Here is a 15,318-nt window from a genome sequence, read left to right as displayed (position 1 = left end):
TCGCCAAGCCGGTCGGCAGACTGATTGAGGAGTCGAACATGCAGCAACTTCCAGGTTTCAAACGTGTGGTCACCGGGCACGATGCCCAGGGCCTGGCGGTGGTCGCACTCAGCGGACCAACGCCCAATAGTTTCCCGCTCAAGGCGGTACCCGGCACGGTCTTTCATGAGATCTGGAACAGCGGCGCCAGCCCGGCCGTGCTGGATAACGGCGACGACCCCACCGACAAGCCGCTGCAATTGAGTCCTGTACCACAGGGCAGCGTCATTCGCGTGGTGGACATCCCGCCTGACAGCGTGCAGAACCAGGTCAGTGCCGAGGCTGCCGCAGCTGCCTTCGCTGAAATCGGCCAGGCCCATGCGGGTACAGGGCAGGCTGATTCGAGACACAAGCTGATGCACCGTACTGAAACGCTTGATTACGGCGTGGTCACGGAGGGTGAGGTCTGGCTGGTATTGGATGGCGAGGAGGTGCATCTCAAGCGCGGTGACATCGTCGTGCAACGAGGCACTAATCACGCTTGGAGCAATCGTACCGAGCAAATGGCGCGGATGCTGTTCGTCCTGCTCGATGGCCGCTTCGCCCCTGAGCTGCAAGGAGAACACGTATGAAGCTCAGCACCTTGAAGAATCACAGCCGCGACGGCCGCTTGCTGGTGGTCTCGCGCGACTTGGCCTGGGCAGTGGATGCCAGTGATATTGCCGCGACGCTGCAAGAGGCCATTGATCATTGGCCAAGCGTCGAGACCGCGTTGCGCACCCGTTATGACGCCTTGAACGAAGGCGCGCTGGCGGCTGCCTTTGCCTTCGATCCACAGCTCGCTGCGGCGCCGTTACCGCGAGCCTGGCAGTGGTTGGATGCGTCGTCATTCCTCAGTCATGGGGAGCGAATGCAAAAGGCCTTTTCGCTCGATCCGATTGAAGGCGTCGAACACACGCCGCTGATGTATCAGGGCTGCGGCGACGATTTCCTGGGGCCCCACGACGACATCGTGCTACCCAGTGAAGCCCACGGCATCGACTTCGAAGGTGAGTATGCGGTGTTGGTCGATGACGTGCCCATGGGCTGTTCGGCAGAAGAAGCCGCAAGCCATATCCGACTCATCCTGCAAGTCAACGATGTCAGCCTGCGAGCGCTCGCTCCCCGTGAAATGAGGACCGGCTTTGGTTTTATCCAAGCCAAGTCCTCCTCCAGTTTCGCCCCGGTGGCGATTACCCCCGACGAGCTGGGCGAGGCCTGGCGTGACGGACGTGTACACCTGCCACTGCGAGTGGAATGGAACGGCCAATGGTTTGGTCATGCCCATGGCGGAGCCATGCATTTTGGCTTTCATCAGCTGATTGCTCATGCGGCGCTGACCCGACGCCTCCGGGCCGGCTGCCTGATAGGTTCCGGTACCGTTTCCAATTCCGACCCCAGTGTTGGCGCTGCTTGTATCGCCGAGCGTCGTGCCGTTGAAATGATTGAGCAAGGCGCGCCACAGACGCCGTTCATGCGCTTTGGTGATCGCGTGCGCATGGAGGTCTTCGATCAGCAAGGGCAGTCGGTCTTCGGCGCGATAGAGCAACGTGTCGTGCGCGGAGACCTGCCATGCGCGTGATGATTACCGGGGCCAATGGTTTTATCGGGCGGGCGCTGGTGACGCGATTGCTCGAAAGCGGTGAGCTACGCGGTCGCCCCATCAGCACCGTGATACTGCTGGACAAGGCGCTGGTAGGGTTTGCCGAGGACCAGCGCTTGCGCCGACATTACGGTAGTGTCACCGACGCCGCGCTGTTACGTCGGGCGCTGGCCGATGGTATCGACGTGGTTTTTCATCTGGTCAGCATCCCGGGCGGGGCGGCCGAAGAGCATTACTCCCTGGGCTATCAGGTCAACCTGTTGGCGAGCCTGGAGTTGCTTGACCAATTGCGCGATCAGCCTGGCCCGCCAGTGCTGGTGTATGCCAGCAGCGTGGCGGTATACGGCGGCGATCTGCCAGGGCGCCTCGATGAGCGTGCCGTACCGCGCCCGCAGTTGAGTTACGGCACACACAGGTTGATGGTGGAGATGGCGCTCAGCGATCTGGCCCGACGAGGCGAGGTGGACGGTCGTGCCGTTCGCTTGCCTGGCATTGTCGCCCGTCCACGTGAACCCAACGGACTGCGTTCGGCGTTCATGAGCGATCTGTTGCACGCTTTCGCCGAAGGTCAGTCGTACTGCTGTCCGGTATCGCCGCAGGCACAAGCCTGGTGGATGTCCGTGAAGTGTTGCGTGGATAACCTGTTACGTGCCGCTGAGTTGCAGGCAGGAGAGCTTGGTGATTCGCGGGTCTGGCAGTTGCCGCTGCTGCACCTGTCCATTGCCCAGGTCATCGATGCCCTGGCCGCTGCCTACGGCCAGGAGCGCCGCGCACTGATCCGCTTCGCGCCGGATGCCGGACTGCAAGCATTGTTTGGGCAGTTTCCGGCGATGAAAACCCCTCAGGCCCGCGCCCTTGGCTTTCGTCATGACGGCTCAGCCAGTGCCCTGATACGCAACAGTTTGAATACCGCTGCCTCGGCGCGTCGTGCGCGTGGGCGAGTGATGACTGGAGTGACCGAAAATGCAATCGACTAAACGCCGTCTGGTAGACCTGTCCGTTACCCTGGACAACAACCCATACACCGACCCGCCGCCGTTGCTGCCTAAGATCGACTACATGGATCATCAGCAGGGCTGGCCGGAGATGGCCGCGATGTTCCCCGGCCTGTCCAAGGCGCAACTGCCTGGCGATGAGTCCTGGGCCGCGGAACGTTTGCAGATCACCACTCACAGCGGCACGCATATGGACGCTCCGTGGCATTACGCTTCGACCACTGACGGCGGTAAGCCGGCTTTCGGTATCGACGAGCTGCCGTTGGAGTGGTGCCTGCAGCCCGGCGTGAAACTCGATTTTCGTCATCTGCCGGATGGCCATGTGGTGAGTGCCGCGCAAGTGCAGGCTGAGTTAGTACGCATCGGTCATGACCTGCAGCCACTGGACATCGTCCTGGTCAACACTCGCGCCGGTGCGTTGTTTGGGCAACCGGGCTATCTGGATGCCGGGGTGGGCATTGGTCGCGAGGCCACGTTGTATTTGCTGGAACGTGGTGTGCGAGTGGTTGGCACTGATGCCTGGAGCTGGGATGCACCATTCAAATACACACGTGAGCGCTTCGCTGCCACGGGAGACGCCTCGATTATCTGGGAAGGACACAAGGCCGGGCGCGACATCGGCTACGGCCAGATGGAGAAACTGGCCAACCTTGAGTGTCTGCCTGCCCACGGTTTCCAGGTGTCCTGTTTTCCCTACAAGATCAGGCACGCCTCGGCCGGTTTCGTCCGCGCCGTAGCGATCTTCGAGGAGTGAGCCTGCACGAAGAACAGGGGGACGACATGCTCAACGATAAGAATCTTCGGGCTGCCTCGATACTCGGCCCCGCCGCACAACCTGCGGCCACCGGGTTGACGATTGTCGATCCTCGATGGACTTTGTTCATACGCGTCGCGGCGGCTGGAAGTCTCAGTAAGGCGGCTGTCCTGCTGGATACACCTCAGTCCATGGTAAGTCGAGGTATTGCCCAGCTCGAAACACAATGCGGTGAGCGGCTGTTTCACCGTACTGGACGTGGGGTGGTCCTGACTGAATTCGGCGAGCAATTGCTGCCTTGCGTATCGGGTCTTCTCGCGGACGCCGAGAGCCTTGCCGACGATATCCGCAACCGGCGTGGAAAGCCGGTGGGCGAGGTGGTTGTCGGCATCCTGCCCTCTGCGGTACGTCGGTTTGCCGGTACACTTTTTGCGGCCGTACAGGCACAGATGCCGGGAGTGCGGTTGCACCTGATCGAGGGCGCGAGCGCTCAACTCGAAGAGCAGTTGCATGACGGTCGTCTCGATATGGCGTTGGTGCTGCGCGAGAATGAAGCAAGCATCGGCGAGGCGTATCTGCTGGCCAGGCTTCCCCTGCATTTGGTAGGCCCCGCGACCGATCCAATCTTCGCCCATCGGGATATCGCACTCAAACAGCTATCCGGATTGCCATTGGTGGTGCCAGGGCGCCCGCATTTACTCAGGGCCAGGCTCGATCACCTGGCGGTCGAGCAGGCCATGGAACTGCACATCGCGGTGGAGGCCGACTCCGTCCAGCTCCAATATGAAGTCGTCGCGGCGGGCGGAGGCTATGCGATTGCCTCGGTGCTACCGGGTTCGCTGGATCAACGATTGATGTCCTCACGCATTGTCGCTCCCGTTCTTGAGCGTTTTGTCGTGCTTGCCGAATCTCCTCGCCGTCCTGTGACCCGTGCCTCCCGCGAGGTACGTCGGTTAATCTGCAATCTGGCCATGCCATCGATTTGAGCGATAGCTGCTTTCGATTCCTAGCAGTATTCGGCGTGGTGGACGCCTCGTAGGGTGTCAGTCAATCAATGGCTGATACCCGATTGCGAGGTTAGCAAGATGCATGACTCCCCAGTGCCCCCAGTAATTGCCCCGACACTCTTTCTCAGCGATGCCGATGTTGCCTCGCTCTGTGACTGGAGTGCAGCCGTTGCTGCGCTCGCCGAAGCGTATGCCTGTCCCGCCTCCGACGCCATGGTGCCGCCTCGCTCCATGGCTCGGGGCGACGGGATCTGGCTACGCAGTTTGACGGCCGTGCCTCCCGCGGGCGGCCATATGGGCTGCAAATTGATCGCGGCGTCCATGCGTGCCCGTTGCGCCAGTTATCTGATCGCACTGTTCAACCAGCAAACCATGGCCCTCAGTGCGTTGATCGATGGCAACCGGGTGACTGGGTTGCGCACCGCTGCTACCGCCGCACTGGCGGTGGATCTGCTAGCGCCCCGGCGGGCCCTGCGGGTCGGCATGATTGGGGCGGGGTTCGAGGCGCGCGGTGCGCTTGACTGCCTTAAATCCGTGCGGGAAGTGGCGCGAGTACGAGTGTTCAGTCCGACACCCGCGAGCCGTGAGCGGTTTGCTGAAAGCTTCAAGTCTGTGCTGGATATCCAGGCGGTCAGCACAGCACCGGAAGCGGTGCAGGACTGCGATGTGGTGATCTGTGCCGCGCGCAGTCGTGACGAATCTCCCGTATTGCTGGGGGAATGGCTGCCTGCGGGTGCAACGGTGGTTTCATTGGGCTCCACCTTGCCTGAGCAACGGGAGGTTGACCCGGTCACGATGGATCGAGCCGCCTGCATCATCGCTGATATGCCGCAGGAGGTGCTTCACGATACCGGTGACGCCATTGCTGCTATCAGCGCTGGCATTTATATCGCCGACAAACTGGTCGCGTTGGCGGATCTGGTCGCAGGTGGTGTCACGCCGCGTCGAAATGCAAGCGACATCGTCCTCTACAAGTCGGTGGGCTCGGCGCTGCAGGATGTCGTCATTGCACAAGCGCTGTACGAGCGCGCCAAGCAACAAGGCCTCGGTATCGCGCTGCCCGCCAGCATTGTTCCTGTCTCGAAATAAACCCTCCACTGTTCGAAGGAAATCATCATGGCCACCTATAAAAAAGCCGATGCCCGTACCTGGGCCCGTGAAAACCTGATTGGCTGCTCGGCAGTCACCATCCCCAGCTTCAGCGCCGACCTGAAGCGCCTCAATGAACGCGGCATACGCCACGACATCGAACATACGGTCGGACTCGGCTACAGCAGCACATTGCTGTGCAGCGAGTTGACTATCTCTGCCCAGGAAAACGCCCAGTTTACCGCCTGGGCCCGGGAGTCGGGGAAAGACCTGATTCTGTTCTTCCACGCGGCATTTGGCACCCTTGCCGAAAACATCGAGGCGGTGAAGCTCGCCGAGAAAGCCGGCGCAGACATCGTCCTGCTCTCCTATCCTCCACAGTTCTGGCCGACCAGCGAGCAGGAAATCTACGACTACACCAAGTCGTTCTGTGATGCGACGAACCTGGCGGTCATGCTGTTCCCGATTCCGCTCTGGGGGTTTGAGCGCGTGCATCCGGCGGGCATGTCGCTGGCGCTGGTGCGTCGCCTGTTGACCGATTGTCCGAACATCGCGGCCATCAAGTCGGAGCAAGGGTTCCCGCTGCCGGCAGGCATCTGCGAAATGTATTACCACTTCCGCGATCAGGTGGTGATCAGTTGCCCGATCGAAGGCGATGCCATTCCCTTGATGAGCCTGATGAAGCTGCAGTTTTCCGGCACCAGCAACACCGCCTGGATGAGCGACTACTACCCCAAGGCGTTCGAGCTGGCACGTACGGGGCGGTTCGAGGAGGCGATGGAGCTGTACTGGAAGGTCAATCCTGCGCGGAGTGCCAACGGCGCCGCCGCTCAAACCTATGCGGGCGGCACCGGGGTGCTCAATCGTACGATGTGGAAATACCAGGACTGGCTTGCCGGGTTCAATGGTGGCCCGCTTCGGGCGCCGGCGATGCGCGTGCCGGATCGCCTCATGAAATCTCTGCGCCAAGGACTGGTTGCCGCAGGCCTGCCAGTGACTTCGGATCCCGATAGCGCCTTCATGATCGGGCGTCACCCTTGCTGAGCATGAGGATTCCAACGTGCATCATTTACTGAAAGATCCCACGCTATGGCGTACCGGTGCCTATATCGGTGGCGAATGGCTGAACGAAACGCCGCACGGTCGGTACACGCTGCGTAATCCGGTCGATCAAACCGTACTCATCGAGTTGCCGTGCTGCCGCGAAACCGAAGTGCGACGTGCTATCGATGCCGCCCATGAGGCCTTTGGTCCGTGGCGTCGCTTGACGGCCAAACGTCGTGGCGAGGTGTTGCGTCGCTGGTATGAGTTAATGGTTGAACATCGCGAGGACATCGCCACGCTGATCACTTTGGAGGAGGGCAAGCCACTGGACGAGGCCCGTGGTGAAGTCGATTACGCCGCCTCCTTCGTGCGATGGTTTTCGGAGGAGGCCACGCGGGTGCGTGGCGACCTGATCCCCGGTGTGAAAGACACCCAGCGTATCATCGCATTGCGCGAGCCAATCGGGGTCTGCGCCGCCATTACGCCATGGAACTTCCCTGCGGCCATGATTACCCGCAAGGCGGCTCCAGCGCTCGCGGCGGGTTGCACGATGGTCATCAAACCGGCAAGCCAGACACCAATGACAGCCCTCGCGCTCGCCGAACTGGCCCAGCGCGCCGGGGTGCCGACAGGTGTCTTGAGCGTGATCACCGGTAACGACACCCGAGCAATCGCGGGCGAACTTACGGCTAACCCGTTGGTGCGCAAGCTCACGTTTACGGGCTCTACTGAAGTGGGCCGGCTGCTGTTGGCGCAAGCGGCGCAAACCGTCAAGAAATGCTCGATGGAACTGGGCGGCAACGCTCCCTTCATTGTCTTCGATGACGCTGATCTTGATGCTGCTGCCGACGGGGTCATACACGCCAAGTTTCGCAACAGCGGTCAGTCCTGTATCGGTGCGAACCGGGTGTTGGTACAGGCTGGGGTATATGACGCGCTGGCCGAGCGTATTGTCGAACGTGTGGCACGGCTCAAGGTGGGCAACGGTCTCGAGGCCGGCGTGCAGGTAGGCCCGATGATCGATGAGGCCGCGGTGCAGAAATCCCAAGCGCTTGTCGATGACGCCCTGGCGCAGGGAGCCCGGTTGTTGTCTGGCGGTAGTCGTCATGCAATCGGCGGGGGTTCTTCCAGCCCACGGTACTTGCCGACGTGACCCATGGGATGCGGATGGCCCGGGAGGAGATTTTCGGCCCGGTCATGCCGCTGTTGCGTTTCGAGACGGAGGACGAAGCGATCACGATGGCCAACGACAGCGAGTATGGTCTCGCCGCCTACTTGTACAGCCGTGATGCGACACGTATCTGGCGCACCGCAGCGCGCATTGAATCCGGCATGGTCGGGATCAACTGCGGTCTGATATCCAATGAAGTCGCCCCCTTCGGTGGGGTCAAGCAGAGCGGTTTGGGGCGAGAAGGATCCCACCTTGGGATCGACGAGTTCCTTGAGGTGAAATATCTCTGCTGGGATGGCCTGGAAAGCATCTGAAACTGAAGTAGCCGGGGGGCGGTGGAGGGCGGTTACAGGAGCCGTACCTCATCGGCCTCCTGTATTTTTCTGCGTGGGCGAACTGTCCCGTGCGGGCTGACAATGCTCGGTTCTGCCGCAAGGGCAGGCCCCGAGAAATTCCGCAGCCTCATCTGCGGCAGCCATCGCCGCCAGCGATACCTCGGATTGTGGAATGCGATTTCAGCGCGGATATCCAATTCGATAGGCTCTTCCTTGATCCGGCCTGGGAGCCGGAATTTCATGAGTTTCAGCCCTCGGTCGATAGTGTCGCTGAACGCTTCGGTGCGCAATGCAATGTCAGCCCGATAGAAATAAGAATAATTAGGAGAGCGTGATGATTGCAGCAGTCAATAAAGTCCTGGTTGTCGGAGGCGGTTTTTCCGGTATGACAGCGGCTATCCAGCTTGCCCGTCAGGGCGTCGATGTGGATCTGGTCGAGATAGATCCGTTATGGTGCCCCCTCGGAGCGGGCATTACGCTGAGCGGTCCTACGTTAAGAGCGCTTGATACTGTCGGCATCCTTGAACGGGTGGCCGAGGAAGGGTATCTGTCCACCGATTTCGATGTGTTTTCACCGGCTGGCGACCTGATCGTGCAGTTGGCGCTTCGAGCCCCCGTCAGCCATAAGCAGATCCCCTGTGGCGGCGGCATCCTGCGTCCAGTACTCGCGCGGATTTTTGCCGATAAAACACGGGAAGTAGGCACTCACGTGCGCCTTGGCATGACGTTCGACAGCATCGTCGAGCATGGGGATGGTGTCGAGGTGACGTTCACCGACGGGACCCATGGACGCTATGACCTGGTCATCGCCGCCGACGGCGTGCATTCGCGGATGCGAAAAGAGTTTTTTTCAGAGGCGCCATCGCCTAAACCCCTTCACCAGAGTGTCTGGCGTGCAGTGCTCAAGCGGCCGTCGGAGATTGTCCGCCCCAGTCACTGGCTGGGACGTACCAAGGTCGGCGTCAATCCGATTTCCGCCACGCACATGTATATGTTCCTCATGGAAAACCGGGAGTTTTCCGAGTGGATCGATCCGGCGAACTGGGCAAGCGAAATGGCCCGCCTGCTGGGTGAGTTCCCTGCGCCGATCCTGCGGACGCTTGTGCCGCAACTGTACGAGCCGGGCGCCAATATCGATTACCGTCCGCTGGCCAATCTGTTGGTACCCCTGCCATGGCATAAAGGCCGCATCGTGATGATAGGGGACACGGTGCATGCCACCACACCTCATCTGGCTTCCGGGGCCGGCATTGGCATCGAGAGTGCCATCGTGCTCGCCGAAGAACTGCTTGCCGCGAGAGATCTACAGGCGGCCTTGTGTCGGTTCGAAGCACGACGTTGGGAGCGTTGCCAATTGGTGGTCGAGAATTCCGCACGGTTGTGCGAAATAGAAAAAGGCGGCGGCGACAAACAGGAACATGCCCAGATCATGGGCGACTCCATGGCGACGTTGGCTGAGCCGATCTGAGGGATCGCAAGCCTTCGGCTGGAGCAGGACGGTCGGGCTATTGCCACGGCGGTGGTGGTAACCAGGCCGACGGCCCGGATACCCACCAACGGCGCGTGTCCTGCTGAGGTCTTGTCCTGAGCTCTGTATGAAAAGCCTTGATACTCGGTGATGCTGCGTTGAAAACAGCCTCGGAATGCTGATTTACAACCCGTAAAGTCGAGCGCGACCGCGGCCGTTCCTCGGCTGTTTTCGCCTTGCCTGACCTTCGTTTCAAGACTTTTCACACAGAGCTTAGCGATCCAGGATGACGACCTCTTTGACGTACACGAAAAACGATTCGGACGACGTTGCGACCCCTTCATCAGAAAGCCGTTGGAACAGCGCCCTCTGATACTGACGAAAGATTGCAAGATCTGCTTCGTTTGCAAACCACATGCTGGAAACGCCTTCATAGACCGCTACGTTGGGGCCGAAGTAAGCCGTTACCCTGTCACCCTCGGGAAGATACTTGGAACGGACATGCCGGCCTAGAGCATGTTGGAAGTCAGGAAGCTGGCCGGCAATGGCGTCGTGGGCCAGATCCCAGGCGGTGAAAAAAGAATCCAGCGTCATTGCCGGGTTCTTCTTGATGAAGATCATCGCCTTCCATTGAAGGGGGCCGGTACCGTCCGCGGAGGTATCCGCTTCGTCCATCAATTGGGCGACTTGTTGGGAAAGATCAGCGAAATTTTCTGCATCAGGTCCGGTGGTTTGTTGGGTATAGGGATCACTGAAGGTGCGAATCAGACCTGACATGTCGTCAAAAAATAATTCGGTGACCGAATCTCTGTGGAAGTTTTGCGTGTAGGCGATGTCGGCGTCGGTGCCGAAAGCAGAGTCGATGACATGATTCTGCACATATCGTTTGACCCCCAACGGTTTGGCTCTGGCGATTTTTCCATGCTCGTGCTCGATGTATGCCAAAAACTCAGCATGGGTCATTCCGGGTTTTCGGCGTACAGCGGCTAGGATCTTGATCATGAGGACGCTCGCGTCTGATAAGGGGAAATTGTTTTTAACTTGCTACACATCGAAGGCGGTTTTTTCAGGCTGAACTTAGCGCTGCAGCCTTGTTTTTAGATGTGTAAATAGAAGATAAGGCGAACATTCGCCTCCCAACCAATCGGTGTTTCTGCTAGGAGGTATCACGTAGGCACATACTTGACGAGCTTTCATGTGAGGCGCGCTTTGCGCCGTACAGCTCGGCTAAGTTACTTCGACATCCGGATGGATTGCCTTTCTTGGGAGAGGCCGGGAGTTGGCCGCTGTGACACATCGCGCAGCTACGGTTGAATGCGCCTTCGGGCTCTTGAGCCGCCTCAGCGGAAGCAAAGAAAACCATGCGGGCGGACACTATTATTTTTTTCAAAATTGACCCTTGAATGTGTCATTTTTTTCATGCAGGGACTGCGTCTGGCAGGGCTAGGATAATGATTAAATCGGGGGAGTTTTTTTTGAAGAGAGAGGGGCGCGGTGAAGTCTTAACCCGTAGAATGCAAGGCCATCATCAATAATATGAAGCTCCGAGGGCCGTCCAAGTCCGTTCCGGACGGCAGTGCAGAAGCTCATAGTACAAATGTGCTAGGTCAGGTGTTCTATATCCTAAGTCGTGTGAGTCGGACATCATCGGATGGTGTTTTTACTCGAATGGACGTCGTGTGTTTTGTGATATGAGCTGCCGAATTATCGTCGCAGACGAGCATCCGCTGTTTCGCGAAGGGATGACGGTATTGTTGGAACGCTTAATACCTGGCGCGTTGATCGAACAAGCCGGGAGCCTTGAAGAAGTACGAGCCCTGATAGTCGATGGACGCTCCCTTGATGCATTAATTCTTGACATGCGTCTTCCTGGGCTAAGTTCAGTTGGAGACTTGGCACAATTGCGTCAGGAAATAAAGCACGTCAAAGTAGTCGTCGTGTCGACAGTTGATGACGGTGAAACTGTCGAGCAAGTCATGAGTGCAGGTGTAAACGGGTTTGTCGGCAAGAGCCTTTCTTCAGAGGAAGTTGGCAAGGCCATTTCGAGCATTCGAAGTGGCGAGGTACTGGTCAAATACGAGTCTTCGGATCCTATGCCGCCGGATTTGGATGACGACATGAGCAGGTTAACCCTCAGGCAGAGGGAGGTCTGGCAACTGATTGCTCAAGGCAAGACCAACAAACAGATCGCCGCGGCGCTTGAAATTTCTCCCTTCACAGTGCGGATCCATGTTTCTTCGCTGATACGTGTGCTAAACGTGCCCAACAGAGCGGTGGCCGCTGCGCGTTTTGCGGGTCGCCAGACCATTGGCCCCGTGCGTTAGTCAGGCGACCGAGTATTGATATCGCGCTGGCAACCGTAGCCAACGTATGGGGTATCACACCCTGTCATCAGGGTGCTGACAAATGCCAGCACCCGTGGTCCGCATCTTATTGGATACAAGCATCGAAGCGTCCCTTTTTCGGGAAGAAACTCAACGAGTGTTATCCATTAATAGATCCGGTAATACTTCACAACGTCGTCCTCGAAATAAATCGTCAGGACGGTGCCTTGAGTCTGGCTTTGGCCTGTTCTCGTGCCGGTTACGCTGCTCACATCGTTAGCAACGCCTTGTGCCTTCGAGGCTTGCGCGGAGGCGTCATACATTTTCAGGCTGGTCTCGGTCGAGACATATTTGTGAGCCAGTTTCATGTATTTGTCCAAGCCCTCTTCGCGCTTGTCATAGGTCCAGTTCGACTCGTTGTTTGTACTCGTCGAGTTCAGCTCTTCACTGGCGGGTGCGCCGAACATTTGGCTGATTTGGCTTTTGGTTGTTTTGCCTGGAATGATCGTTTGTTTCAAGTAAACGGTGTCATATTTTTTAGCGCCCGGATTCAAGGAGTTCATCAGGTCGCCCGTATTCGTGCAACCGCTGAGGGCGCCGGCCAGCAAGCACAGTGCTATTCCGTTTTTAAGGGCTCTTCCGTAGTTGAGAGACATAATACTTACCTTAGTAATTGCCGGCCCTTCCATTTCAACTGGCCAGGTGGTTAGTCGAGCTCGCGCTTACTCCGCGTTGATGTTTGTCAACGGGATTCGCTCATCATGTTTTTTGCATCGTGCGCAGTTATGCCAAACGACGCACGGCGTGTTTGTTATATTGCATGAGGCTGTTGTAAAGACTCTTTATCGAGCCTTTACAGCTTAGGGCGGGAGGGCGGATCGACGCTATAGTACACGTGTGCTATGGCGAGGATCGCATACAGGGTCGATAACTCGTTCGCTGTAGTTACGGCGAACCTGCTTCCTAGGTTCTGTACGAAAAGTCTTGAGACGAAGGTCAGGCAAGGCGAAAACAGCCGAGGAACGCCCGGGGTCGCGTCCGACTGTACTGGAGTACATGAGCATTCTGAGGCTGTTTTCAAGGCAGCATGAACGAGTATCAAGGCTTTTCGTACAGAACCTAATCTTAAGTTTTTGCTGACCAGCCCCCACTGGTTGGAAAGTTGGCGAACTGCGCGGCCGCGGCCGCGCGGGTGGGAACATTCAAGGCTTTGAGCAAGCTGGAGACATGGATGCGTACGGTGAACGGCGAAATGCCCAGCTCCTTGGCTATTTCCTTGTTGGTCTTGCCCGCAGCGATCAGGCCGAGCACTTGCCGCTGTCTCGCAGTGAGCTGGGCGACCACATCGTCCACGACCGAGTTTTCCGATTGGTACTTGACGACCACTTCACCCTCGCGAATCGCCATGATGGCTTCGGCAATGCTGGTCGGATCGACATTCTTGCCGATGAAACCGTCCGCACCCAAGGCCATTACCTGGGAAATGACATCCATGTCTTCTACCATCGAGACGATAATGATTGAGGTGCGCTTGAACTCGGCGCGTAACTGGCCGATGACCTGTAACGATTTGATACCTGGAAAGCGCAGGTCAAGAATCAGTGAATCCACCTCCACGCCAGTTCGCGCCAGTGTCAGCACTTCATCCAGATTGCCAGCCTGTTCGATGTGCGCCGCAGGTAGAAGTCTTTCTATGGTCCTGAGCATACCCTCGCGAAACAACGGATGGTCATCCGCCACAATGACTCTGCATGTCATGGCCCAAGATCCTCCTGACCTTAAAGTCCATGCATCGTAACCTAAACAGGAACTTTGGGTTTCAACCTTGAAACAACTCTTCATAATGGAATATTCCCGTGACAATGACGGAAAAGAACAGTGAGCTTGACCAGGCGACATTACGGTTGACGGTCAGCACCTGTGCCTCGCTCTATATCATCGTGGTGGCCTGCCTGCCCTCCAGTGATTTCGCCACGTATACCCCTATCATGTGGTACATGGCTTTTTTCATCAGTGTTGCGATCCCGCTGCGCATGGCGATCAAGCGCTGGCCGGGACACTTTTTCTGGCGTCGGCTGTTTGCAATGGCCCACGACTACTCGGGGATTGCGTTTGCCCTGAACGTGGGTGGGGAAGGGGCATTGCCGGTGTACGCTGCTTTGCTTTGGGTTACGTTGGGCAATGGCATGCGCTTCGGTTCGCGCTACCTGGCAGCGGCGACGCTGATAGCCCTTGGCATGCTGGTCTTGATTTTCCTGTTCACGCCGTTCTGGCGCGGACAGCCCTATATGTTTCTTATGCTGATCGTCACCACCATCGTGGTTCCCGCCTACGCGCACATCCTGTTGACCCGCACCCGGATTGCTTCGGAAGAGGCCATTGCCGCTAATCATGAGAAGTCCCGGTTCCTCGCCCAAGCCAGCCATGACTTGCGCCAACCAATCCATTCCATCGGTCTGTTCACCGCTTGCCTGCGTGACGCCAAGCTGGGCCTGGAGGAGCTGCGCCTGGTCGATAACATCGATCGCTCACTGCATACCGTGTCACAACTGTTCCGTTCGATCCTGGATATCTACACGCTCGACAACGGGCAGCTCGAGCCGAAGTCCGAATCCGTACACTTGGGTGCGTTGCTTCAAGACGTGGTCAAGCAAAACACTGAAGCCGCCCGTTGGGCAGGTGTCGAATTGCGCTTGCGACCCTGTCAGCATTGGGTCAATGCCAATGCCGGCCTGTTAGCGACTATGGTGCAGAATCTGGTTTCCAACACGCTCAAATATGCGCCAGGCCAACCGGTATTGATTGGCGTAAGGCCCAAAGACCGGGGGCTGTCCATCGTCATCTACGACAAAGGACGGGGCATAGCCAGCGAGCATCTGCCTGAGGTATTCAAAGAGTTCTATCGGGTGCGTCACGTACGTGACAAGGACGTTGAAGGCCTGGGGTTGGGATTGTCGATCGTCAAGCGTATCAGCCACTTGCTCAAGCTGGATATTCAGCTGGATTCAAGGCTCGGTAAAGGGACTCGTGCCACGATCACAGGATTGGAAAGGGTCGCGCCAAGGGTGGAGCCGAACCGCGCTGCACCTACGCATAGCCGCTTACAGGGTTTGCGGGTGTGCCTGGTAGAGGATGATCCCAACGTGTTGATGGCAACGTCCGCGCTGTTGGAAAAATGGGGCTGTGAGGTCGAGACCCACGGTGATGGAGTGAACGTGACCAGCGACTGCGACATCATCATCGCGGACTTCGATTTGGGGACGAAGATCTCGGGCTCCGAGTGTATAGCGGCGATTCGCGAGCAGCGTGGTTGGGAAGTTCCGGCAATGATCATGACGGGCCATGAAATTGAAAGAATCCGTCACGCGTTGCACAACATGAATATCTCGGTTCTGGCAAAGCCCGTACGTCCGCCGGAGCTACGGGCGACATTGCTTGAACTGACTAAGCATTTTGCCAGAGAGAGTCATTAACGGGCGCATTGTGCAGGTGACCCATATAAGTATTATC

At 58.0% G+C, this 15,318-nt stretch carries 13 protein-coding genes and 1 pseudogene; 11 read left to right on the top strand and 3 right to left on the bottom strand.

Features of this window, described 5'->3' with window-relative positions:
• The first annotated feature begins 38 nt into the window (after positions 1 to 38).
• The 9 genes and pseudogenes from PCOSP_RS15580 to PCOSP_RS15540 all read left to right on the top strand — a co-directional run bounded on the left by PCOSP_RS15580 (position 39) and on the right by PCOSP_RS15540 (position 9,484).
• On the top strand, positions 39 to 611 hold the full coding sequence (locus PCOSP_RS15580) for a cupin domain-containing protein (protein WP_139642782.1): 573 nt from the start codon (positions 39 to 41) through the stop codon (positions 609 to 611).
• Entirely contained in the window at positions 608 to 1,600 is a 993-nt protein-coding gene (locus tag PCOSP_RS15575) for a fumarylacetoacetate hydrolase family protein (protein WP_464708916.1), read from the top strand. Before PCOSP_RS15580 ends, PCOSP_RS15575 begins: the two co-directional genes overlap by 4 nt.
• Positions 1,591 to 2,598, top strand: coding sequence for an NAD-dependent epimerase/dehydratase family protein (locus PCOSP_RS15570; protein WP_464708915.1), 1,008 nt, complete (start codon positions 1,591 to 1,593; stop codon positions 2,596 to 2,598). Before PCOSP_RS15575 ends, PCOSP_RS15570 begins: the two co-directional genes overlap by 10 nt.
• A complete protein-coding gene (locus PCOSP_RS15565) occupies positions 2,585 to 3,370 on the top strand; it encodes a cyclase family protein (RefSeq protein WP_464708914.1) in 786 nt (261 codons plus the stop codon). The genes PCOSP_RS15570 and PCOSP_RS15565 overlap by 14 nt, the downstream gene beginning before the upstream one ends.
• A 26-nt stretch (positions 3,371 to 3,396) precedes the next feature.
• Entirely contained in the window at positions 3,397 to 4,356 is a 960-nt protein-coding gene (locus PCOSP_RS15560; RefSeq protein ID WP_241801811.1) for a LysR family transcriptional regulator, read from the top strand.
• 54 nt (positions 4,357 to 4,410) lie between these two features.
• The gene (locus PCOSP_RS15555; protein WP_464708913.1) at positions 4,411 to 5,466 is read left to right on the top strand and encodes an ornithine cyclodeaminase family protein; all 1,056 of its coding nucleotides are present in this window, start codon (positions 4,411 to 4,413) and stop codon (positions 5,464 to 5,466) included.
• A gap of 27 nt (positions 5,467 to 5,493) precedes the next feature.
• A complete protein-coding gene (locus PCOSP_RS15550; RefSeq protein ID WP_464708912.1) occupies positions 5,494 to 6,510 on the top strand; it encodes a dihydrodipicolinate synthase family protein in 1,017 nt (338 codons plus the stop codon).
• Positions 6,511 to 6,526: 16 nt separating this feature from the next.
• Positions 6,527 to 7,995 (top strand): annotated as a pseudogene (locus PCOSP_RS15545) (NAD-dependent succinate-semialdehyde dehydrogenase).
• A gap of 355 nt (positions 7,996 to 8,350) precedes the next feature.
• A complete protein-coding gene (locus PCOSP_RS15540) occupies positions 8,351 to 9,484 on the top strand; it encodes an FAD-dependent oxidoreductase (protein ID WP_464708911.1) in 1,134 nt (377 codons plus the stop codon).
• Between the two features lie 273 nt (positions 9,485 to 9,757).
• Here PCOSP_RS15540 and PCOSP_RS15535 read toward each other — a convergent pair whose 3' ends face one another.
• Positions 9,758 to 10,486 carry an EthD domain-containing protein gene (locus PCOSP_RS15535; RefSeq protein WP_464708910.1) on the bottom strand — a complete coding sequence of 243 codons (729 nt, stop codon included), beginning with the start codon at positions 10,484 to 10,486 and terminating at the stop codon, positions 9,758 to 9,760.
• A 689-nt stretch (positions 10,487 to 11,175) separates the two neighbouring features.
• Between PCOSP_RS15535 and PCOSP_RS15530 the strand changes: the two genes are divergently transcribed.
• Complete coding sequence (locus tag PCOSP_RS15530; protein ID WP_139642753.1) at positions 11,176 to 11,808, top strand: response regulator transcription factor; 633 nt, start codon at positions 11,176 to 11,178, stop codon at positions 11,806 to 11,808.
• Positions 11,809 to 11,975: 167 nt separating this feature from the next.
• Here PCOSP_RS15530 and PCOSP_RS15525 read toward each other — a convergent pair whose 3' ends face one another.
• Positions 11,976 to 12,464 (bottom strand): hypothetical protein, encoded by a 489-nt coding sequence (locus PCOSP_RS15525; RefSeq protein ID WP_139642750.1) that lies wholly within the window; start codon positions 12,462 to 12,464, stop codon positions 11,976 to 11,978.
• A 469-nt stretch (positions 12,465 to 12,933) separates the two neighbouring features.
• Complete coding sequence (locus PCOSP_RS15520) at positions 12,934 to 13,566, bottom strand: response regulator (RefSeq protein WP_139642747.1); 633 nt, start codon at positions 13,564 to 13,566, stop codon at positions 12,934 to 12,936.
• A gap of 104 nt (positions 13,567 to 13,670) precedes the next feature.
• Between PCOSP_RS15520 and PCOSP_RS15515 the strand changes: the two genes are divergently transcribed.
• Positions 13,671 to 15,281, top strand: coding sequence for an ATP-binding response regulator (locus PCOSP_RS15515; protein ID WP_175385072.1), 1,611 nt, complete (start codon positions 13,671 to 13,673; stop codon positions 15,279 to 15,281).
• The last annotated feature ends 37 nt before the right edge of the window (positions 15,282 to 15,318 follow it).

This window comes from Pseudomonas sp. MAFF 730105, assembly GCF_055380705.1.
Note: the sequence above shows the minus strand (reverse complement) of the source record. Positions and strands in the feature narration are given on the sequence as shown.

What these genes read in the sequence shown, in the direction of transcription:
- PCOSP_RS15580 (WP_139642782.1), top strand. Translation starts at nt 39, where the DNA reads ATGCAGCAACTTCCAGGTTTCAAACGTGTGGTCACCGGGCACGATGCC.
- PCOSP_RS15575 (WP_464708916.1), top strand. Translation starts at nt 608, where the DNA reads ATGAAGCTCAGCACCTTGAAGAATCACAGCCGCGACGGCCGCTTGCTG.
- PCOSP_RS15570 (WP_464708915.1), top strand. Translation starts at nt 1,591, where the DNA reads ATGCGCGTGATGATTACCGGGGCCAATGGTTTTATCGGGCGGGCGCTG.
- PCOSP_RS15565 (WP_464708914.1), top strand. Translation starts at nt 2,585, where the DNA reads ATGCAATCGACTAAACGCCGTCTGGTAGACCTGTCCGTTACCCTGGAC.
- PCOSP_RS15560 (WP_241801811.1), top strand. Translation starts at nt 3,397, where the DNA reads ATGCTCAACGATAAGAATCTTCGGGCTGCCTCGATACTCGGCCCCGCC.
- PCOSP_RS15550 (WP_464708912.1), top strand. Translation starts at nt 5,494, where the DNA reads ATGGCCACCTATAAAAAAGCCGATGCCCGTACCTGGGCCCGTGAAAAC.
- PCOSP_RS15540 (WP_464708911.1), top strand. Translation starts at nt 8,351, where the DNA reads ATGATTGCAGCAGTCAATAAAGTCCTGGTTGTCGGAGGCGGTTTTTCC.
- PCOSP_RS15535 (WP_464708910.1), bottom strand. Translation starts at nt 10,486, where the DNA reads ATGATCAAGATCCTAGCCGCTGTACGCCGAAAACCCGGAATGACCCAT.
- PCOSP_RS15530 (WP_139642753.1), top strand. Translation starts at nt 11,176, where the DNA reads ATGAGCTGCCGAATTATCGTCGCAGACGAGCATCCGCTGTTTCGCGAA.
- PCOSP_RS15525 (WP_139642750.1), bottom strand. Translation starts at nt 12,464, where the DNA reads ATGTCTCTCAACTACGGAAGAGCCCTTAAAAACGGAATAGCACTGTGC.
- PCOSP_RS15520 (WP_139642747.1), bottom strand. Translation starts at nt 13,566, where the DNA reads ATGACATGCAGAGTCATTGTGGCGGATGACCATCCGTTGTTTCGCGAG.
- PCOSP_RS15515 (WP_175385072.1), top strand. Translation starts at nt 13,671, where the DNA reads ATGACGGAAAAGAACAGTGAGCTTGACCAGGCGACATTACGGTTGACG.